The following is a 20,222-nucleotide window of genomic DNA, read 5'->3' as shown; positions in this document are numbered from 1 at the left end:
GGGGGCCGCCGCCACCGTCATCATCGGGACGTGGCTCAGTCGGAGGCCGAGTCCGAGCTCCTGTTCTTCTCCCCGGTGCCTGCGGAGGCCTTCCCACTGCCCTTGCGGCGCTTGCTGCGCTTGGAACGGGCGGGCGCGGCGGCCACCGGGACCTGGTCGACGTTCTCGGCGTCGTCCTCCCAGTCCATCGCGTCCAGGGTGTCCGTGGCCTCCTCCTCGTCGCGGGCGAACAGCGGGCGGGAGATCTCGCCCTCCCCGTCCTCGAGGTCGACCTCCGGAGCGGTCGCAGCGATCACCCAGCAGGTCAGCACGATGATCAGCGCGATCACGGCGATGCCCCAGCGCAGGTAGGGGCTGGTGCCGTCGGTGCTCATGCTCACCACGGAGCTGACCGCGAGCGCGGAGAGCACGGACGTGGCCAGCAGCAGCGGCAGGGCCACAGAGCCGACCGCGGCGCGCAGGGTGCCGGTCAGCACGGCGCCGCCGAGAGCCCCGGAATGCCCCCACGAGCCCGGCCCGCCGTAGCGGCCCTGGCCGATCACCGCCGCTGCGCTGTCCATGGTGGATGCGGAGCCCAGCGACCACAGGCCCAGTCCGGTGGCGGTCAGGACCACACCGACCACGAGGCCCGGCAGCGCGGCGGCGCCCAGTCCGAACCCGGCGACGAGCGGCATCAGCACGATCAGCACGACCGGGGTCAGCACGGCGCGCCGGACCATCTCGGGCATGTCGGGCAGAGCCACCCCGCTGCGGTTCTCGAGGATCGAGGCTCGGGTCTCGACGACCGCGTTCGCGCCGAGCCGGCGGGCGCCGTCCAGCAGCGACGCGGTCACGAGCAGCACGGTGACCGCGCCCAGTCCGACTCCGCCCAGCAGCGGCAGGGAGAGCGGGGTGAGGGCGTGCAGGGTGCGGTCCTCCCACACGGTCGCCGCACGCGGGGCGACCTGGAGCGCGGTGACGATGGGACCCAGCGCCGCCAGGCCGGTGAGGCAGCCTGCCAGCAGCAGCACGCCGCGCGGCCCGGTGGCGGAGGTGGCGCCGGCATCGCGCAGGCCGCGCTCGGCCTCGGGGCGGTCCACCAGGGTCGGCGCGATCAGCGAACCGGCGTACCCCGCGGCCACCACCAGGGCGCCGAGCCCGGCGTAGGCCAGCAGAGCGAGAGCGAGGCCGGGCACGCCGGCGCTGAGCACGTTGAGCACGGCGCCGACGATCAGCATCAGGGCGAGGGAGCCGGCGGCGACCAGGGCGGTCGAGCCCAGGCCCGCGGTGACGCCGAGCGCCCCACCGGTGCGGCTGGTGCGGGCCGCGCGCAGCACGGTGCCCCCGAACCGGTGGCCGGTGCCGCCGAGGAGGACCACCACGGCGAGCGCGGCGAGCACGCCGAGGCCCAGGGCCGCGGCGACCACGGCGCTCGGGGAGACCGTGTACAGGGTCAGCACGTCGAGGAAGGCTCCCGCGTCCCGGGAGTCGTCGGTCTGGGAGACCCACTGGCCCATGTCGCCCACGGCCTCTTCGATCTGCGGCTCGAGCTGCTCGCGCGGCAGCGGGTCGGGCCCGGCCACGGCCTGGTCGGTGAAGTTCTCCATGCCGGCCTGGACGAATCGCAGGTCCTCGTACTGCGAGGGCAGCCACAGGGCAGCGGCGACGACGGTGCCGGCGCCGCCGAGCACGGCGGGGATCAGCCCGCCCAGCTGGAGAGCGCTGCGCTCGCGGCCGGGCCCGCCCGGGTGCGGGATGACGGCGCTCGCACCGGCGGCGAGCATCGCCACTCCGAGGGCGAGCAGCACCACCAGGATGCCCTCGGCGGCCAGCACGGGCACGCCGAGGATGACGCCGACGGCGGCGCCCGCGGTGGCCAGAGCCACCAGGTCGGCGCTGAGAGCGGCCCCGCGGCGGAACATGCGGGAGGTGCGCAGATGGGGTGCGCCGAGGTTGTCGGTGTCGTCGGCGGCGATCTCGTGCTCGTCGGTCCCCACGAGGATCGCGGAGGCGGAGGCGGCGGTGTCCAGCGGCGCGGCAGCCACCCGGATCGCGAACGCCGAGATCGCGGCGCCCCCGGCCAGGGCCATCAGCGCGGCCGAGCCGCTGGCGTGGGTGAACCACACGACGATGGCGACCGGCAGGATCGCCAGCGCGAGCGCGCCCGTGACCGTCAGGGCGCCGAGGCGGTTGATCAGCGCGGGGCGTCGCTCCGCATCGACCCCGAGCGCGGCGAGCTGGATCGCGAGGCCGCGCCAGGCGGCGAGCGGGCCGAGCAGAAGACCCACCAGCATCATCACCGAGCGCAGGATGCGGTCATCCGTCGAGCCCGGGACCAGGTAGAGCAGCACCACGGCGGGCACGCCGACCCACAGGATGATCGAGCCGGACGAGGCCAGATGCACGCCCAGGCGACGTCCGAGCCCGGCGTCGACCTCGGGGCTGTCCTCGTCGCGGCGCAGGCGGCTGGGGACGACGGCTCCGGCCACCAGGGCGACCAGGGAGAGCACCCCCAGCACCAGCAGGGTCACGGCGATGTCGTCGCCCAGGGGGAATTGCGTGATCAGATCCAAGAGAGATGCTTCCGACGACGGGGCTCGGTGGAGTCGGCCTGTGGCGACTCAGGCGAGCAGGGACAGATCCAGGTGGGTGGGTGCGCCCTCGACGATCCGGATCGGGACTCCCCAGTCCTGCTGGTGCATGTGGCAGGCGGGGAACTCGACGGCGGGGTCGGCATCGCAGGATGCGGCGCGCGCATTGACGTGCAGAACGCCCTCACCGTAGGCGGGATCCAGCTCGATCGTGCGCTCCAGGGGCGTGTCGACCCCTCCGCCGCTGGTCAGCATGGCGGACGGCGTGGTGGACACGGTGACCTGGGTGGAGGGCCCGAGGGAGTCGTCGAGCTTGTGGCCCTCGGGCGGGGTGAACAGCACACGGAGCGTGATCGGGCCCGGACCCATCTCGGTCACCGGGCGTTCGGAGCGCTGGGCGCCCTCGTCGATGACCCGCTCGGCGGCCTTGGCCACGGGGACCCAGGTGACGCGGTGGGCGCCGGACTCGACGACGATCAGCTGGCCGATGCCGTCGACCGGGGGGCCGACGATCGCGTCGGACGGCTCCTTGAGGTCGGTGGCGACCGTCACGACGGTCACGGCGGCGACGGGCGGGGTCTCCTCCCCGTCGGCGTCGACCTCCCCGGAATGCTCCTCGATGAGGCGGATGGCGCCGTTGTAGGTGTCCGCCACGGCGATCCGGCCGTCGGGCAGGGCGGTCACGCCCAGCGGGTGCTGGAGACGGGCGACGCCGTCCGGACCGGCGGGGCCGTCGACATGGCCGAAGTCGAACAGCCCCTCGCCGACGAGGGTGCTCACGAGCATCGTGTGCGGGTCCAGCGTCCGCACCGCCGAGCTCTCGGCATCGGCGACGACGAGACGACCGTCGGGCAGCTCGTCGACCCCGGAGGGCTGTGCCCACCAGGAGGTGACGGCGGGGCCGTCCACGAGGCCCTCCTGCGTGGTGCCGGCGAGCACCATCAGAGCCCCGGTGACGGGGTCGAAGGTCCATATCTGGTGGATGCCGGCCATGGCGATCACGGCGCGGGAGAGCACGTGCGACCAGGTCAGGTCCCACGGGGTCGAGAGGGCATACCCACGGGCATCGCCCTCGCCGCGGGGCAGGGGCTCGCCCTGCATCCACTGCGCTCCGGAGCCGGCGACGGTGTGCACCTCGGTGGCGGTCCGTGAGCGCAGCAGTCGGTCCTGGCCGACCTTCACGCCGCGCAGCGTGTGGCCGGCGGTATCGGCCACCAGCAGGTCGTAGCCGACCTCGGCGGCGACCTCGTCGGGCAGGGCGAGGACGCCGTTGGGCTCGGCGAACTGAGCGCGCTCCCCCTCCCCGTCCACGTGCCCGCGGTGACCGGTGCCGATGATCTCGTCGACGGTCACGCCGTCGTTCTGGAAGACCACCAGACGGTGCTGGCCGGCGTCGGAGACGACCAGACGGCCATCGGGCAGGGTGGTGAGCTTGGAGGGGAAGCGCAGGGTCTGCTGGGGCCGTTCGGCGATCACGGTGGGGGCCGGTCCGCGGCGCAGCGAGCCGTCGGCCTCGCCCTCGCCGACGAGCCGCTCGATGAGCGCGTCGAGGTTCGCGGCATGGCCCTCGCCGGAGAGGTTCCCCGCGATGCGGCCCTGGGTGTCCAGGACCATCAGGGTCGGCCAGGCGCGGGCACCGTACTCGGTCCACGTCTCCAGCTCGGGATCGTCGATGACGGGGTGATCGACCTCGTAGCGCTCGATGTTCGCGGCGAGCGCGTCGGGGTCCTTCTCGAACTCGAACTTCGGGGAGTGGACGCCGACCACGACGAGCTCGTCGGCCCACTTCTCCTCCAGCGGCCGCAGCTCATCGAGCACGTGCAGGCAGTTCACGCAGCAGAACGTCCAGAAGTCCAGCAGCACGATCTTGCCGCGCAGGGCCTCCAGGTCGAGTTCGGCGCCACCGGTGTTCAGCCAGCCGCGGCCGCGCAACGGGGAGCCGTGGGCGCGGGCGGTCAGCGGCGCAGAGGGGTCGGAGGGTGTGGTCATGGGGACCAGTGAACACCGCGTCGATGGGCAGTGGCCAGTCGGCGTGACATGCGTGGACTTCGCCTCATGGTCACCAGGTCTCGATCCATGCGGCCAGGTCGGGGTCGGTCAAGTCCTCGAGCACCAGGTCAGCCGGAGGCGCAGGGTGCCCCGAAGTGGGCACCGCGATCAGACGCAGACCGGCGTCACGGGCGGCGCGTGCGCCGGTGCCGGAATCCTCGAGAGCGAGCGTGTCCCCCGGCGCGACGCCGAGAGCGCGGGCCGCCGCGGCGTACATGTCCGGGGCGGGCTTGCCGCGTTCGACGGTGTCGGAGGCCTCGAGCACGGCGAAGTGCTCTCGGAGCCCGCCGAGGGTGAGCTTGTGCTCGAGCGCCTCGAGCCAGGAGTTCGAGGCGCATCCCAGCGGGACGCGGGCCCCGGCCCGCCGCACGATCTCCTCGGCGCCCGGCATCACGCGGATCGCGCCGGCCAGTTCGCGCTCGAACTCCCGGTGCAGATCGTCCAGGACCCGCTGCTCCTCGGCGCGGGCCCTGCGGGCGATCAGGGCCGCGGCGACCTGGATGGTCGAGCCGTGCAGCTCGGCGTGGTCCTCGTCCTCCAGCGTCGCCTGCACCCCGGCCACGACACTGTCCTGAGCGCGCTGCCAGACCCTCTCGGTGTCCAGCAGCAGTCCGTCGCAGTCGAAGACGACCGCCCGCGGAGTCCAGTCCCCGAAGGCCTCCGTGAACCGGGCCGGGGCCGCGACGCTCATCGGGTGCTCTCCCAGCCGGCGATCCAGTCGGCCAGCACCGCGTCGGTCAGGGAGCTGAGCCGGCGCGGGGCCCGCGGATCCTGCCCGGGGATCGAGGGGACCGCGATCAGCTGCAGCCCGGCGGCCAGTGCCGCCTCGGCCCCGGTCTCCGAGTCCTCGAATCCGAGGCAGTCGGCGGGATCGGCCCCCAGGGCGCGCGCCGCGGCGAGGTAAATCTCCGGGGAGGGCTTGGGGGCGGCGACGTCCTCGATGGCGATCGAGACGTCCACGACGTCGGCGATGCCGAGCTCGGCCAGCTTGACCTCCAGCATCTCCCGCGGGGAGTTGGAGGCCACGGCGACCGGCTTCACGCCGGCGATGGTTCGCAGCGTCTCGAGCGCCCCGGGCAGCGGGGTGAGCTTCTCCCCGATGGTGCTGCGATGCTCCTCGAGGAGCTCGCGGCCCACCAGCTGGGGATCCTTGCCGACGGCCTCGGCGATGGCGAGGACGACGATCTCGGCGGCCCGGCCGGTCAGGGCGCGCCGCGCCTCCGGGTCCAGCGCCGCGCCGTGCCGGGCGAGGTAGTCCTCCTGCAGCAGCACCCAGCGGCCTTCGGTGTCCACCAGCAGCCCGTCGCAGTCGAAGATCACGGCGCTCGGGGTCCACACCGGTGGCCAGCGATCGAGCGGGACGGACGGCAGGGGCGCGGGCTGGTTGCTCATGATGTGCCCAGCGTATCCAGCTCGCCTGGCCGGCGGCACAACGGCCGCAGTCGTGCTCCGCCCCTGCCGGCTCACGCGGAGACGGCGGCCAGTCCCTGCTCGAGGTCGGCGAGGATGTCGTCGATGTGCTCGATGCCGACGCTGAGCCGCACGAAGCCGGGTTCGACGCCGGCGGCGCGCTGCTCGGCTTCACTCAGCTGCGCGTGGGTGGTCGAGGCCGGGTGGATCACCAGCGAGCGCACGTCACCGATGTTGGCGACGTGGGAGTGCAGGGTCAGGGCGTCGACGAAGCGCCGGCCGGCCTCGACCCCGCCGGGCAGGACGAAGCCCAGCACGCTGCCGGCGCCCTTGGGGAGGTACGTGTCCGCCGTCGCCTTGTAGGGCGAGGACTCCAGCGACGCCCAGGTCACCGAGGACACCCGCTCGTCGGCCTCGAGGAAGGCGGCGACCCGGTGGGTGTTGGCCAGGTGGCGCTCCATGCGCAGCGGCAGCGTCTCCAGGCCCTGCCCGATGAGGAAGGCGTTGAACGGGGAGATGGCCGGCCCCAGGTCGCGCAGCAGGTTGGTGCGGGCGCGGGTGGCGAAGGCGGCGGGCACCGTGGAGAAGACCAGCCCCTTGTAGGACTCGTCGGGCTGGGTGAACTGCGGGTACTTCTCGGCGTGGGCCGTGAAGTCGAAGCTGTCACCGTCGATGATGACGCCCGCGATCGAGGTGCCGTGTCCGCCCAGGAACTTGGTGGCGGAATGGACGACGACGTCCGCCCCGTGCTCGAGCGGCCGCAGCAGGAAGGGGGTGGCCACCGTGTTGTCCACCACCAGCGGCACACCGACCTCGTGCGCGACGTCGGCGATCGCGCGCAGGTCGGGCAGGTCGTGCTTGGGGTTGGGGATGGACTCGACGAAGAAGGCCCGGGTGGTCTCGTCGGCCGCGGCCCGCCAGGACTCGGGGTCGGTGGGGTCCTCGATCCACTGCGGGGTGATGCCGAGCCGGGACAGGGTGTGCTTGAAGAGGTTGAACGAGCCGCCGTACAGGCTCGGGGAGACGGCCACGGAGTCCCCGGCGCCGGCCAGATTGAGGATCGACAGGCTGATCGCGCTCTGGCCGGAGGCGACCAGGAGCCCGGCCGCGCCGCCCTCGAGCGCGGCGATCCGGTCCTCGACCGCTGCCTGGGTGGGATTGGTGATGCGGGTGTAGATCGGAGCGGCCTCGGCCAGGGCGAAGCGGTCCGCGGCCGATTCCGCGCTGGGGAAGACGAAGCTCGTCGTCTGCTGGATCGACAGGGCGCGAGCCCCGGAGCCCGGATCCGGCTCCTGCCCGGCGTGGATGGCGAGGGTCTCGAACTGCTGCGGTGTCGCGGACGTGTCGGTCATGGCGCTCCTCCTGAGAACGGGGTCGAGTTCACAGTGACGCACCGCGGCGAGCCACGCCGACGTCAGTGAACTCGTGTGACGCCACCGGCCGGACGGTGGGAGAGCGACGGTGCCGCAGCTGATGCCGCCTGCCGACCACGCAGGGCGGGTCATGCCAGCTCGAGCACCTCGCCCTGCCAGCGCTTGCGCAGCCAGCGATCATGGGAGGCGATCAGCACCGTGCCGTTCCAGTCCTGCAGGGCCTGCTCGAACCGGGTGGCGGTGACCAGGGCCAGGTGGTTCGTGGGCTCATCGAGCACCAGCAGCTCGGGCGGATCCAGCAGGAGGGCTGCGAGCATCACGCGGCGCAGCTGGCCGCGGGAGAGCTGATCGAGCGGCCGGGAGAGGTCGCGGGGGTGGACCAGGCCGAACAGCTCGGGCACGGCGCCGTCCTCGAGCGGAAGCCGGGCGGAGCCAGTCGCTGCGGCGCGCAGGTGCTCATCGACGGTGCGCCCCGGGATCGCCTCGTCGTCCTGCCCGAGGTGACCGATGCGCAGACCGCGGGGCCGGTCGATGCTGCCCGCCGTCGGCTCGAGCGCCCCGGTCACCGTGTCCAGCAGAGTCGACTTCCCCGACCCGTTGGGCCCGGTGACCAGCAGCCGCTGACCGGCGGCGAGGCTGAACGAGGTCGGCGCGAGGCGGCCGGAGACCGCTGCCCGGCTCGCCGTCACCAGCACGGCACCGTCCGCTCCCCCGCCACCCCGCCGCGGGGCCGACGGCAGGTGGGTGAAGTGCAGCTCGGCCGGGGGTTTGCGCACCTGCTCCGCCTCGAGCTGCTCGAGGCGGGCCCGGGCCTCCCGCAGTCGCCGCGAGACGGTCTTGGCGTTGCGGTCGGCGTAGAACTTCTTGGCGGCCCTGGCCTCGGTGCGCCGGCCGCGGCCCGCGTGGCCGACCTCCGCCGAATCCGTGACCGCCCGGCGCAGGGAGGCCAGCTCCTCCTGTTCGGCGCGGAACCGGTGCTCCCACCGCTCCCGCGCCTCGAGACGGGCCAGCAGGTACTCGGAGAATCCCCCGGTGTACAGCGTCAGCCCGCCCGGCGGGGAGGCCACGGGGCTCTCGGCGGGGTCCAGGTCGAGCTGGGCGAGCGTGGCGTCGTCGAGGAAAGCCCGGTCGTGGCTGGCGATGAGCACCGGCCCCGGATGCTCGTGGATCGCGGAGGCCAGGAACGCGGCCCCGTCGTCGTCGAGATGATTGGTGGGCTCGTCCAGCAGCCACGTCGTGGGACGGGCGATGAGGAGATGGGCGAGGGCGAGCCGCTCCCGCTGGCCGCCGCTGATCCGGTCGAGTCGGGTGCTCCGGCCCGGGCCGTCGAGATGGAGACCGGCCAGGACCGTCTCGGCGCGGCGGTCGGCGTTCCACACGTCGGCCAGAGTCGCCTCGGCCAGCAGCTGGTCGTATCGGCGGGCCGCCTCGGGGGCCGGCTCACCGGTCCCGCCGGCGAGCGCCTCCCCTGCCCGCGCGAGCTCGCGCTCCAGGCGGCGAGAGCGGGCCAGCGCATCGGCGACGACGTCGGCGAGGGTGGCGGACCCCGGGAACGGCAGCTCCTGGTGGAGCAGGCCGACGGGGCCGGGCGCTGAGACGGTTCCGCCCTCGGGCTGCAGGGCACCGGCGAGGATGCGCAGCAGCGTGGACTTGCCGCTGCCGTTCTCCCCGAGCAGGCCGGTGGGGCGTCCCGCGGGCACCACGAGACTGATATCGGTCAGCACGCGCCGGTCGGGAAAGGAGAAGGAGATCCCCTCGGCGCGCAGGTGCAGGGCGGGGTCCGCGGCCGCGGCCCCGGCGGCGGAGGGCGCGGCGGCCCCGGCGACGGATCGATCGGTCGGGGCGGTGGGACGGGGATGCGAGGGCATGGATCAGCTCCTGGTCGCGGGACGCGGCGATGGACGGGGCTGATCAGATGCGCACGGGGCGAGTCTAGGAGCGGCGCGGGAACGGCGTCGACTGTTTTTCCCGGCGAAGCTTTCTCCCGGATCGCTCTGTGCACGGAGGGCCCCGGCACCCACACTGGTGCCATGAGCACCGTCGCCCCCGCCGTCGCGCCACCCTCGGCCGCCCCCAAGCTCGCCGTCGTCGGAGCCGGTTCCGTCGGCTCCTCCGTCGCCTACGCCGCCATGCTGCGCGGCTCGGCCCGCACCATCGCCCTGTACGACGTGAACACCGCCAAGGTCGACGCGGAGGTGCTCGATCTCTCCCACGGCAGCTCGCTGGCCTCCGGGGCCGAGGTGATCGGCGGGGACGACATCTCCGTCGTCGCCGGGGCCGACGTCGTGGTGATCACCGCCGGGGCACGGCAGAAGCCCGGCCAGACCCGCCTCGAACTGACCGGGACCAATGTCGCGATCCTGCAGAGCCTGCTGCCGCAGCTGCTCGAGCAGGCACCGGATGCTGTGTACGTGCTGGTGACGAACCCTGCCGACGTGCTGGCCCTGGCCGCGGCCCGCATCTCCGGTCTCCCCCGCGGGAGGGTGATGAGCTCGGGAACCGTGCTGGACACCTCCCGGCTGCGCTGGCTGCTGGCCACCCGGCTCGGGGTCTCCTCCCGCAGCGTGCACGCCACCATCGTCGGCGAGCACGGCGACAGCGAGTTCGGCCTGTGGTCCTCCGCCAGCATCGGCCAGGTGCCGCTGACGGGCTGGCTCGATGCCGAGGGGCGACCTGCGCTGGACCGCACCGCGCTCGAGGAGCTCGAGCGCGAGGTCGCCGGGGCCGCGTACACGGTGATCCAGGGCAAGGGCGCCACCAACCTCGCGATCGGCGTGGCGGCGGCCCGCATCGTCGAGGCCATCGTGCGCGATGAGAACGCGGTTCTGCCGGTCTCGACGCCGCTGGAGGGGTGGCACGGACTGGACGACGTCGCGATGTCGATGCCGACGGTGGTGGGCCGGGCGGGCGCCGTCCGGCGTCTCGAGGTGCCGATGGACGATCGGGAGCTGGCGCGGATGCACGCCTCGGCCGAGGCGATGCGCGAGGTCCAGGCCGGCCTGGACCTCTGAACCGGCCCGGGCCTCTGCACCGGTCGGTGCACGTCCACCGGGGGCACCGGGCCCCGCACGCCGCCCTACGATGGGGTCCGACCGCGCGGGGAACGACCGAGGGAGCATCGCCATGGACGCCGACATCTCTGCACCGTCCGGCGCTGGAGCGTCCGATGCTGGAGCGTCCGGCCCTGCATCATCCGGCGCAGGAGCGTCCGGCCCCGCACCGTCGCGCGCGGTCCTCGCCGGGGACATCGGGGCGACCACATCGCGTGTCGTCCTCGCTCGCCTCGATCGCTCCGCGCCGGGACCCGACGTGCTCGCCGAGGCGGAGGGACCGGGCGCGAACCTGCGCTCGTCCGGGGCGGCAGCCCTCGACCACCTCACCGGCACGATCCGCGAGGTGCTGGAGCGCGGCCATCAGCAACTCGGCCGCGCGCCGGAGGTCGCCGCCCTCGCGCTGGGGATCTCCGGTGCCGGACCGGCCCGGGCCGAGGACGTGCGCCGCTCCGTCGGCGAGCGCGTGGCTGCCCTCGGCATCGCCTCAGACCGGGTGCTGATCACCGATGACCTGCACACCGCCTTCCTCGCCGGGGACGTGGGCGATGACGGACTGCTCGTGCTCGCCGGCACGGGCGCGGTCGCCGTCCGCTTCCGCGGTCGCGAGCCGGTGGCCCGGCGCGACGGGATGGGCTGGCTCCTCGGCGACATCGGTTCCGCCGTCTGGCTGGGCCGGCGCACCCTGCAGGCGGTCGCCGCCGATATCGACGGCCGCGGCCGTCGCACGATGCTGACGGAGCAGGTCGGCGACATGCTCGAGCTGGATCTGCGGGACGGGCTGGTCCCGCCCTCCCCCACCGGTGATCCGCGCCAGGACCTCATCCGGGCCCTGGACGAGCAGCTGCCCGCCGGGGCCCCCGCCGCCCTCGGCCGGTTCGCGCATCTGCCGGCGACCGTCCCCGAGGACCCGGCTGCCCGCGACATCCTCGACACCGCGATCAGGCACGTCATGGACACCGTGCGCGCCCTGGACGCCGAGGCCGCCCTGCCCGTGGTGCTGGCCGGCTCGGTGCTGGCCACCCCGGGCCCGATCCACGACGAGGTCGTCACGGGCCTGCAGTCCGACGGTCGCCCCTTCTGCGCCGTCACCACGGGCCTGCCCGGGGCCCTGCTGCTGGCTCGGGAGAAAGCCGCCTCCCTCGAACCGTGAGCACGGGCCCACCGGCTCCCACCCGCTCGCTCCGCCGCGGCCGTGCCGCCCGCGGCGGACGACTAGGATGGCCAGCGTCTGCCCGCCGCTGAGACCGGTGGCCGGGTCCGTCCCGGTCGCCGCGCGCCACCCGACTCGGAAGGCTCTTCCCGATGCCCGAGCTCCACGACGAGATCCCCACCCGCGAGAAGGTGCTGGTCATCGGCGCCGGCCCGGCCGGCCTGGCGGCCGCCGCGGCGCTGAAGGCGCTGGATCTCCCCTTCGACCTGGTCGACCGCGCCAAGCACGTCGGCGGGATCTGGAACGAGGAGCGCGAGGACACCCCGATCTGGCCGGCGATGGAGATGATCTCCTCGCGCGAGTTCACGCAGTACGAGGACATGCTGCAGCCGGTCTCCTTCCCCGAGTACCTGCGGCCGGCGCACATGGCGAAGTACCTGCGCGCCTACGCGGCCCGCCACGAGCTGACCGAGCACTTCCGCCCCAGCGTCGAGGTGCGCTACGCCCGCCCCTTCGAGGACAACGTGTGGCAGGTCGAGCTCTCCACCGGCGAGATCATGATCTACCGCGCCGTGATCTCCGCCCACGGCATCTCCGAGCGCCCGCACCGCCCCGCCTGGGCGGCCGAGGTGCCCTCCTCCATCAGGGTCATCCACTCCAAGGACTGGACCGGGCCCGACGGGCTGGAAGGCCAGCGGGTGCTGGTCGTCGGCTCCGGGCAGTCCGCGGCGGACATCGCGGTCGATGCCGCGCGCCGGGCCCTCGAGGTCGGCTGGTCGGTGCGCACCGGGCACTGGGTCGTCCCTCGCCGCATCGGGGGCGTCCCGGGCGACGTGGCCGCCGCCCGTGAGCCGGCCGTGCTCGGAGGCCTGAACGGGAAGATCGCCGAAGCCGTGATCGGCCGCCGCGTGGGCAACCCGGCCGACGTCGGCCTCCCGCGCCCGGCCGCGCCGCTGCTGGAGGACACCGTGATCGTCTCCGACGAGGTGCTCGATCGCGTGCGCGAGGGCCGCATCACTCCCGTCGGCGAGATCGCCGGGATCGCCCACAACGGCACCCTCACCCTCGCCGGACATGGCGGTCCCGCCGCCCACGGCGACTTCGCCCCGGACCTGATCGTGCTCGCGACCGGCTACGAATCCGGCGCGGGCCACCTGCCCGAGGACGTCGTGCCGCGCACCGCCGGCGGTGACCTCGATCTGTTCCTCGGTGCGTTTCCCCGTGGCCGCGATGACCTGGTGGTCCTCGGCCAGCAGCGCGGCCCCGGCGGGATGCTGCCGGTCCTGGTCCAGCAGGCCGATATCGCCGCCTACCTGCTGCATGCAGCCCGCGAGGGCTCGCCCGCGCTCCAGGAGTTCCAGCGCCTGCGCGCCGGCTCGGAGAGCGCGGTGGCCACCGCCCGCGCCACCGGCGACGCGGGTCTGCTCGGGCGGATCGGCGGCGTGCTCGGCGCGAACCGCGTCCGTGCCCGCTCGGCCGGGATCTCCTCGGGCGGGGAGGGTGAGAAGCTGGTGCCGGCGGCGGACCGCGAGACCCTGCTGGCCCGCCTGCGCACGGTGCGCGGCCTGTTCGAGTGACCCCCCGCGGGTCAGCGTGATCGCTGCGACGCAGGATGGCGCACGGCGAGCGCCGCGACGGCAGCGGCCGCGAGGGACACGACCGCGACGGCGATCCCGCCGCGCTGCTGATCGGCCAGGGCGTCGGGCCACCACCGGCGCCCGGTGGCCCCGAACCAGCTCGCCGCGATCAGCGTGTCGGTGCTGAGCAGCACCACTGCCCCGGCGACCGCGAGCGCCAGCGGAACGGCGATCACGAGGATCCTTGCCCGGACCCCCGCGAGGCTGCGCACCGCGAAGGTCACCACCGCACCGCCGGTCAGTGCCAGAACCTGCAGCACCAGGTGCCCGGCGTGTCCTTCCAGGGCGATCCGCAGCAGCGGCCCGGCATAGACGCCCGCGAGCAGGGCCACCGGCGCGCCCGCCACCAACGCGGCGAGCCAATGTCGGCCGCTGAGTGCCCTCCGCATCCGGGCAGGAACCGCCAGCGCGGTGCCCAGCAGCACGCCGGCGACCGCCAGCAGCAGCACGTGCTGCAGCAGATGCGCGGAGACCAGCACCTTGCTGTACACGTTCAGCGGGCCGCTGGTCAGCGCCACCAGCACGGCCGCTCCCAGCACCAGACGGATGCTCGCGCTCCGCGTCCGCTGCGGGCCGCGCGGCCGCCACCACACCAGCAGCAGCACGCAGGCGAGCATCATGCCGAACGGCGCGGGGCGCCACGCGGTGAGGACCGTGCCCAGGTCCGGGGCCGGAGGCAGGGGGTAGCCGGTGAGGATCCCGGCCGGGCCCGCCGGCGGGATGCCCTCGGCGGCCGGCGGCGGCGAGGAGCTCATGGCCGCGGCGATCGCCACGGCCAGACCCATCAGCGCGAGCTCGAGAACGGCCAGCCGACGATAGATGCCGGCCGCACGGTGCCCCGGTCCCTCGGCCGCGAAGCCCGTGGCGAGCTGGCGGCGCTGGATCACGCCGAGCCCGCCGAGGGCCACCAGCAGGACGGCCTTGGCCAGCCCCAGCTGCACATACGCGCTGGTGAGAACCTCCGAGGGAGCGTTCATGCGCACCGACAGCGCCCACACCCCGCTGACCGCCAGAGCGATCCAGCAGATCAGCGCCAGATGGGAGAAGCCGCGCACCACGGTCGCATCGTCCCGGGCGGTGGACGGCAGCAGCTGCAGCACCGCCAGCCCGCCCAGCCAGATCCCGACGGCCAGCAGATGGATGAGCATCGTGGAGGTGGCCACCTCATGGTTCTGCCCGCCCCCGGCGTGGCCGGTCATCGCGCTGGCGAAGGCGACCAGCCCGGCCGCCACGGCAACCGTCCGGGCGATGCCGCGGGAGGTGCCGGCGACCGCGATCGTCGTGGCGGCCGCGGCGATCACCAGGGCGCTGACCAGCCAGACGCCGAGGTCGGTGGCCAGGAACACCTCGAGGTCGGAGCCGAAGCGCACCGACCCGACGGCCTGCCCCGTGGCCACGGCATAGGAGAAGGCGAGGGAGGTGCCTCGGGCGAGCGTGGTGATACCGGCCGCGACGGCCACCGCGGTCATGACTCGGGCGCGGTCGGCCTCCGCGTGCAGCAGCCAGCCGGCGACGACGGCACCACCCAGGGTCACGGCCGCCGCGAGGTCCGCGAGCATCGCGGAGACCGGCGCTCCGGCGCGTGCCATCGCCCCGGCGCCGCGCAGCACGAGGTTGCCGCCGCCGGCGGCACCGGCCGCGAGGACCGAGATCACGGCCAGCACGGTGAGCGCACCGAGGAGGATCGCGACGACCAGCGCAGACGGTCGCCGTGCGGAGAGCGCGCTCACGAGGCGATCACCAGGCCCGACCACAGGGCGGCCATACCGGCGCCGATGCTCAGCAGGAAGTAGGCGACGCTCATGGCGATGCGGCCCCGGCGGATCAGATCGACCACGTCGACCGCGGCGGTCGAGAGCGTGGAGAGGCCGGCGCAGACCCCGGCCGCGAGCAGCAGGTACGCGAGTTCGGCGGGACCGGTGGCGGCGCCGAGCCGGGCGACGATGAGGCCGAGCAGGAAGCAGGCCACGACGTTGACGGCGAAGGTGAGCCAGGGCCGGACGCGTTCCTCGGCTCCGCTGCTGCGACCGGCCGCCCAGCGCAGTCCGTACTCCCGCACGCCCCATCGCAGCACGGAGCCTGCCGCCCCGCCGAGGCTGACCAGCAGCATGCCCAGCAAGAAGGTGCCGGCGTTCATGTGGCGCTCCCCTCGTCCGTGGACTCGGTCCCGTCGGCCCCTGCCTCATCCCGCTGAGCGCGCGAGCGCCGCTGGCCTCGCTGGCGCCTCGAGCCCCGCTGACCCCTCGAGCCCTCCTGATCTCTCGTGCCCCGCTGGCCCCTCGAGTCCCGCTGGCCCCTCGAGTCCCGCTGGCCTCTCGAGCCCTCAGCCATCTGCTGCGCGATGCGGCGCCCGGCGAGCATGCCGATCACCACCGCGCCGAGGCACACGACCACGGTGAGCAGGGCGTAGCCGAAGGCCTTGAGGGGGAAGTCGGCGCCGATCATGGCAGAGCCCTCGAGGACCACGGTGGACATGGTGGTGAATCCGCCGCACAGTCCGGTGCCCAGCAGCGGCTGGACCCACGGACCGGCCCGGCGCACCTCCAGCACCCCCGTCAGCGCCCCCAGGGCGAGGCAGCCGATCGCGTTGACCCAGAACGTCGCCCAGGGCACCTCGACCAGGGTGGGGGTGGTGACGGTCGGCGCCAGGATCGTGATGACGAAGCGCAGCATCGACCCCAGCGCACCGCCTGCGGCGACCATCAGCGCGATCTTCCACCACGCCCAGGGCACGTCCACCGGGCCCGACCCGATGGTCTCGGACTCGGTCTCCCACTCGTCCGCGCCCTCGAAACCCAGCGCGGCCATCTCCGCCGTCTGCATCCGCGGGTCATCGCGCCGCGACGCGGGCGGCTGCGGATCAGGGCTCGAAGTCACCGGATCAGGGTACCGACGCGCGGGGCGCCCCGGTCCCAGGGTGCGGGCTCGTCGCTCGACGCTCCGCCGTCTCGGCTGATCTCCTCCCGCTCACCCGGTGCCGCCGACTCGCAAGCTCGCCGACGACCCCGGGCTCGCAGGTCGTCGATCAACCCTCCGCCCCATCGGTTGATCTCCTCCCGCTCACCCGGTGCCGCCGACTCGCAAGCTCGCCGACGACCCCAGGCTCGCTGGTCGTCGATCAACCCCATACCAGGCCCAGGGCGGGGTCCTCCAGCACGGCGGAGATGTCGCGCAGCAGCTCGGCGCCGAGGGCGCCGTCGATCAGGCGGTGGTCGAAGCTCAGGGCGAGCTGGGCGATCTTGCGCGGCACGATCTGCCCGTCGACCATCCAGGGCTTCTCCTTGATGGCGCCGACGCCGAGGATCACCGACTCCCCCGGGTTCAGGATCGGGGTGCCGGAATCGATCCCGAACACACCGAAGTTGGTGATGGTGATGGTGCCCTCACGAGTGTCCGACAGGGAGGTGCGCCCGGCCCTCGCGGTCTTGGCCAGGTCATCGATCGCCTCGGCCAGCTCGCGCAGCGTCATCAGGTGCGCGTCCTTGACGTTGGGCACGATGAGCCCGCGCGGGGTGGCGGCGGCGATCCCCAGGTTCACGAAGTGCTTGTAGACGATCTCCTGGTTCTTCTCGTCCCACGAGGCGTTGACCTCGGGATTGCGGCGGATCGCCACCAGCAGGGCTTTCGCGACCACGACCAAGGGGCTGACCTTGACGTCGGCCCACTCCCTCGAGCTCTTGAGGTCCGCGATGATCTGCGCGGTCCGGGTCATGTCGATCTCGTTGAACACCGTCACGTGCGGGGCGGTGAAGGCGGAGGCCACCATCGCCTCGGCGGTGCGCTTGCGCACCGAGCGGATCGGCACCCGGGTGGTGCGCTCGTCGCTGCTGACCTGCGTGAACGAATGATCGCGGGTGGACTTCATGGCGCCGCCGAGCCCCTCGGGCACCTGCGGGGACTCCTCGGGGAAGTAGTGCCCGTCGTGCCCGGAGGGGCCCTCGCCGGACATCGCGCGCTGCTGGGCGGCGAGCACGTCGGCGCGGGTGACCGTCCCGTCGGGCCCGGTGGCGAACACGTCGGCCAGGGCGATGCCGAGATCCCGGGCGAGCTTGCGCACGGGCGGCTTGGCGAGGATGCGGTCGATGGGCACCTGCGCCTCGTCCTGCTGGGCGGCGCGGCGGCGGCGACGGCGCTGCGGGGAGGCGGAGGCACCGTAGCCGACCAGGTTCTTGGGTTCCTCCTCGGCGGGCGTCGCCGGAGCGCCCTCGGCAGCCCCGGCGCCTCCGGCCGCGTCGGCAGGCTCTTGCTGGGGTGCCACCTCGGCCGCGGTCTGCACGCTCTCGGCGGCCGCCTCGGCAGCAGGGGCATCGGCGGCCGCCTCGGGCGCATCGGCCGGAGCGGCTTGTCCGGCAGCCTGATCCGCACCCGGTGCCGACGGGGCCGGCCCGCCGGCGGTGTCGACCTCGATCAGGTCGGTGCCGACGGGGACCTCGTCGCCGACCGAGACCAGGATCGCGGTGACGGTGCCGGAGACATGACTGGGCAGCTCGACCGCGCTCTTGGCGGTCTCCACCTCGGCCACGGGATCGTTGATGGCGATGGTGTCGCCGACGGCGACCTTGATGTCGATGATCTCGCCCTCGGTCAGGCCCTCGCCGGGGTCGGTGAGGGGGATCCGGACGATCGAGGACGAGGCCGCGGACGACCCGGAGGACGAGGACTGCGAGGACGAGCTCATGGCAGGAATCCTTTCACGCGGGCGACGGGCGCTGCCGTCAGTGCTCGAGCAGACGGTCCACGCCGTCGAGCACCCGGTCGAGGTCGGGCAGGAAGGCGTGCTCCATGCGCGCCGGCGGATAGGGCAGGTGGTAGCCGCCCACGCGCAGCACGGGCGCCTCGAGGTGGTAGAAGCACTCCTCGCTGATGCGGGCGGCGATCTCGCCGCCGAGGCCGCCGAGCACGGGGGCCTCGTGCACGATCAGCAGCCGCCCGGTGCGCTTGACCGAGGCGGCGATGGTGGGGACGTCGATCGGGGACAGCGACCGGGCGTCGATCACCTCGAGCTCGATTCCGTCCTCGGCCGCGGCCTGGGCGCTCTCGAGGGCCAGCGGCATGCTCGGTCCCCAGGCGAGCAGGGTGGCGTCGGTCCCGGGGCGGACCACCGCGGCCTGCCACGGGGTCAGCTCGGGGCGATGGTCGGGGTCGACGTCGCCCTTGACCCAGTAGCGCCGCTTGGGCTCGAGCATGATCACCGGGTCCTCGCACTCGATCGCCTGGCGCGTCATCCAGTACGCGTCCTGCGCGTTCGCCGGTGCCAGGATCCGCAGCCCGGCAGTGGGGGCGAACAGCGCCTCGGGGCTCTCGGAGTGGTGCTCGACCGCGCCGATCCCGCCGCCGTGGGGGATGCGGATGACGATCGGCATCTTCACCTGGCCCAGGGTGCGGTTGTGCATCTTCGCGACCTGCGTGGTGATCTGGTTGAACGCCGGGTAGACGAACCCGTCGAACTGGATCTCGAGCACCGGCCGGTAGCCGCGCACGGCGAGGCCGACGGCGGTGCCGACGATGCCGGCCTCGGCCAACGGGGTGTCCACCACGCGCTGGGAGCCGAACTCGGCGTGCAGCCCGTCGGTGACGCGGAAGACGCCGCCGAGGATGCCGATGTCCTCGCCCATCATCATCACCCGCTCGTCGGCGCGCATGGCGTCGCGCAGCCCGGCGGTGATGGCCTTGGCGATCGGAAGGTTCGTGCTGCTCATCGGTGCGCCCCTCCGGTCTGATCCGCGCCCTCGCCTGCTGGACCCCCGTCCTCGCCCTCGTCCTCGAACTGGGAGATGTACTCGAGGTAGGCCTCGCGCTCGGCGTCGACGATCGGGTGGGGCTCGGCGTAGGCGTGGTCGAACATGCCCACCGGGTCCGGGTCCTCCATGCCGTGGATGTGGTGGTGCAGCTGCATGGCGAGGTCGTGCGCCTCCTGGTCGCAGCGGGCGATGAAGTCCTCATCGATCTCGCCGAGCTGCTCGAGGTGACGGCGCAGCCGCAGGATCGGGTCCTTCGCTGCCCACTCCTCCTCCTCGGAGGCGGGGCGGTACCGGGAGGCATCGTCGCTGGTGGTGTGGGCTGCCATGCGGTAGGTGACGGCCTCGATGAAGCGCGGCCCCTCCCCTGCCCGGGCGGCGTCCATCGCGGAGCGGACGGTGGCGAGCACGGCGAGCACGTCATTGCCGTCGACCCGCACCGAGGGGATGCCCCAGCCGCGGGAGCGCTGGGCCAGCGGCACTCGGGACTGCACCGCGGCGGGCACGGAGATGGCCCACTGGTTGTTCTGGGTGTAGAAGACGACCGGGGCCTGGAACGAGGCGGCGAAGGTGAAGGACTCGGCGACCTCGCCCTCGCTGGAGGCGCCGTCACCGAACAGGGCGAGCACCGAGGTGTCGGTCGCGGTGTCCCCGGTGCCGACGACGCCGTCGCGCTGCAGGCCCATGGCGTAGCCGACCGCGTGGGGGGCCTGCGCGCCGAGGACGATCATGTACGGGTGGGTGCGCAGCTCGTTGGGGTCCCAGCCGCCGTGGCTGATGCCGCGGTAGAGCTCCAGCAGGCGCCACGGCTCGATGCCGCGGGCCCAGGCGATGCCGTGCTCGCGGTAGGTCGGCACCAGGTAGTCCTGCTCGCGAGAGGCGTGGCCGGCGCCGATCTGGGCGGCCTCCTGGCCCAGGGCGCTGGCCCACAGCCCGAGCTGGCCCTGGCGCTGGAGGCTGGTGGCCTCGAGGTCGGCGGCGCGGATCATCACCATGTCGCGGTAGTAGCCGCGCAGGCGCTCCGGGGTGGCCAGGTCGTCCCCGTCGCCGGATGCGGCACCGCCTGCCGCCGAGCCGCCGTGGCCGGCGAGCACGGCGTCCATCTCGTCGTGCGGGGTGCGGGTGCCGTCGGGCGCGAGGAGCTGGATCATCGGCTCCTGCTCCGCGACGGAGGGGATGGTCGTTGCGAACACACTCACGCCGGGGAGCGTAACCTACGGTGCCGTAGGGAATAAAGATCCG

Annotated in this window: 15 protein-coding genes; 3 read left to right on the top strand and 12 right to left on the bottom strand. The window is 73.5% G+C overall.

The window, feature by feature from the left end; all coding sequences use genetic code 11:
* Positions 1-35: 35 nt before the first annotated feature.
* The 6 genes from ACFQS2_RS05610 to ACFQS2_RS05585 all read right to left on the bottom strand — a co-directional run bounded on the left by ACFQS2_RS05610 (position 36) and on the right by ACFQS2_RS05585 (position 9,270).
* A complete protein-coding gene (locus ACFQS2_RS05610) occupies positions 36-2,552 on the bottom strand; it encodes a pyrophosphatase (RefSeq protein ID WP_377792981.1) in 2,517 nt (838 codons plus the stop codon).
* 48 nt (positions 2,553-2,600) lie between these two features.
* Complete coding sequence (locus tag ACFQS2_RS05605) at positions 2,601-4,559, bottom strand: thioredoxin-like domain-containing protein (RefSeq protein WP_377018260.1); 1,959 nt, start codon at positions 4,557-4,559, stop codon at positions 2,601-2,603.
* 70 nt (positions 4,560-4,629) lie between these two features.
* Positions 4,630-5,310, bottom strand: coding sequence for an HAD family hydrolase (locus tag ACFQS2_RS05600; RefSeq protein ID WP_377792980.1), 681 nt, complete (start codon positions 5,308-5,310; stop codon positions 4,630-4,632).
* A complete protein-coding gene (locus tag ACFQS2_RS05595) occupies positions 5,307-6,011 on the bottom strand; it encodes an HAD family hydrolase (RefSeq protein ID WP_377792979.1) in 705 nt (234 codons plus the stop codon). The genes ACFQS2_RS05600 and ACFQS2_RS05595 overlap by 4 nt, the downstream gene beginning before the upstream one ends.
* Before the next feature lie 71 nt (positions 6,012-6,082).
* Positions 6,083-7,381, bottom strand: coding sequence for an O-acetylhomoserine aminocarboxypropyltransferase/cysteine synthase family protein (locus tag ACFQS2_RS05590; protein WP_377792978.1), 1,299 nt, complete (start codon positions 7,379-7,381; stop codon positions 6,083-6,085).
* 149 nt (positions 7,382-7,530) lie between these two features.
* Entirely contained in the window at positions 7,531-9,270 is a 1,740-nt protein-coding gene (locus ACFQS2_RS05585) for an ABC-F family ATP-binding cassette domain-containing protein (RefSeq protein WP_377792977.1), read from the bottom strand.
* A gap of 162 nt (positions 9,271-9,432) precedes the next feature.
* On the opposite strand from ACFQS2_RS05585, the gene ACFQS2_RS05580 reads away from it, so the two are divergent.
* From ACFQS2_RS05580 to ACFQS2_RS05570, 3 genes are all read left to right on the top strand, one after another.
* Positions 9,433-10,413 carry an L-lactate dehydrogenase gene (locus ACFQS2_RS05580; protein ID WP_377792976.1) on the top strand — a complete coding sequence of 327 codons (981 nt, stop codon included), beginning with the start codon at positions 9,433-9,435 and terminating at the stop codon, positions 10,411-10,413.
* Between the two features lie 112 nt (positions 10,414-10,525).
* On the top strand, positions 10,526-11,605 hold the full coding sequence (locus ACFQS2_RS05575) for an N-acetylglucosamine kinase (RefSeq protein WP_377792974.1): 1,080 nt from the start codon (positions 10,526-10,528) through the stop codon (positions 11,603-11,605).
* A gap of 152 nt (positions 11,606-11,757) precedes the next feature.
* Positions 11,758-13,182 (top strand): flavin-containing monooxygenase, encoded by a 1,425-nt coding sequence (locus ACFQS2_RS05570; RefSeq protein WP_377792973.1) that lies wholly within the window; start codon positions 11,758-11,760, stop codon positions 13,180-13,182.
* A gap of 11 nt (positions 13,183-13,193) precedes the next feature.
* On the opposite strand, the gene ACFQS2_RS05565 is transcribed toward ACFQS2_RS05570, so the two are convergent.
* The 6 genes from ACFQS2_RS05565 to ACFQS2_RS05540 all read right to left on the bottom strand — a co-directional run bounded on the left by ACFQS2_RS05565 (position 13,194) and on the right by ACFQS2_RS05540 (position 20,179).
* Entirely contained in the window at positions 13,194-14,972 is a 1,779-nt protein-coding gene (locus ACFQS2_RS05565) for a CopD family protein (RefSeq protein WP_377792972.1), read from the bottom strand.
* The gene (locus ACFQS2_RS05560; protein ID WP_377018269.1) at positions 14,969-15,379 is read right to left on the bottom strand and encodes a fluoride efflux transporter FluC; all 411 of its coding nucleotides are present in this window, start codon (positions 15,377-15,379) and stop codon (positions 14,969-14,971) included. Before ACFQS2_RS05560 ends, ACFQS2_RS05565 begins: the two co-directional genes overlap by 4 nt.
* A complete protein-coding gene (locus ACFQS2_RS05555; protein ID WP_377792971.1) occupies positions 15,376-16,119 on the bottom strand; it encodes a fluoride efflux transporter FluC in 744 nt (247 codons plus the stop codon). The genes ACFQS2_RS05560 and ACFQS2_RS05555 overlap by 4 nt, the downstream gene beginning before the upstream one ends.
* A gap of 241 nt (positions 16,120-16,360) precedes the next feature.
* Positions 16,361-17,920 (bottom strand): dihydrolipoamide acetyltransferase family protein, encoded by a 1,560-nt coding sequence (locus ACFQS2_RS05550; protein WP_377792970.1) that lies wholly within the window; start codon positions 17,918-17,920, stop codon positions 16,361-16,363.
* Between the two features lie 37 nt (positions 17,921-17,957).
* Entirely contained in the window at positions 17,958-18,941 is a 984-nt protein-coding gene (locus ACFQS2_RS05545) for an alpha-ketoacid dehydrogenase subunit beta (RefSeq protein WP_377792968.1), read from the bottom strand.
* Complete coding sequence (locus ACFQS2_RS05540; RefSeq protein ID WP_377792967.1) at positions 18,938-20,179, bottom strand: thiamine pyrophosphate-dependent enzyme; 1,242 nt, start codon at positions 20,177-20,179, stop codon at positions 18,938-18,940. Before ACFQS2_RS05540 ends, ACFQS2_RS05545 begins: the two co-directional genes overlap by 4 nt.
* Between the last annotated feature and the right edge of the window lie 43 nt (positions 20,180-20,222).

This window comes from Brachybacterium sp. GCM10030267, from assembly GCF_042666875.1.
Classification (GTDB): domain Bacteria; phylum Actinomycetota; class Actinomycetes; order Actinomycetales; family Dermabacteraceae; genus Brachybacterium.
This window is presented reverse-complemented; position numbering and strand designations above follow the sequence as displayed.

Bases quoted from the DNA above. Each gene is read 5' to 3' on its own strand.
- ACFQS2_RS05550 (WP_377792970.1), bottom strand. From the start codon at position 17,920: ATGAGCTCGTCCTCGCAGTCCTCGTCCTCCGGGTCGTCCGCGGCCTCG.
- ACFQS2_RS05605 (WP_377018260.1), bottom strand. From the start codon at position 4,559: ATGACCACACCCTCCGACCCCTCTGCGCCGCTGACCGCCCGCGCCCAC.
- ACFQS2_RS05585 (WP_377792977.1), bottom strand. From the start codon at position 9,270: ATGCCCTCGCATCCCCGTCCCACCGCCCCGACCGATCGATCCGTCGCC.
- ACFQS2_RS05595 (WP_377792979.1), bottom strand. From the start codon at position 6,011: ATGAGCAACCAGCCCGCGCCCCTGCCGTCCGTCCCGCTCGATCGCTGG.
- ACFQS2_RS05580 (WP_377792976.1), top strand. From the start codon at position 9,433: ATGAGCACCGTCGCCCCCGCCGTCGCGCCACCCTCGGCCGCCCCCAAG.
- ACFQS2_RS05545 (WP_377792968.1), bottom strand. From the start codon at position 18,941: ATGAGCAGCACGAACCTTCCGATCGCCAAGGCCATCACCGCCGGGCTG.
- ACFQS2_RS05570 (WP_377792973.1), top strand. From the start codon at position 11,758: ATGCCCGAGCTCCACGACGAGATCCCCACCCGCGAGAAGGTGCTGGTC.
- ACFQS2_RS05560 (WP_377018269.1), bottom strand. From the start codon at position 15,379: ATGAACGCCGGCACCTTCTTGCTGGGCATGCTGCTGGTCAGCCTCGGC.
- ACFQS2_RS05590 (WP_377792978.1), bottom strand. From the start codon at position 7,381: ATGACCGACACGTCCGCGACACCGCAGCAGTTCGAGACCCTCGCCATC.
- ACFQS2_RS05575 (WP_377792974.1), top strand. From the start codon at position 10,526: ATGGACGCCGACATCTCTGCACCGTCCGGCGCTGGAGCGTCCGATGCT.
- ACFQS2_RS05600 (WP_377792980.1), bottom strand. From the start codon at position 5,310: ATGAGCGTCGCGGCCCCGGCCCGGTTCACGGAGGCCTTCGGGGACTGG.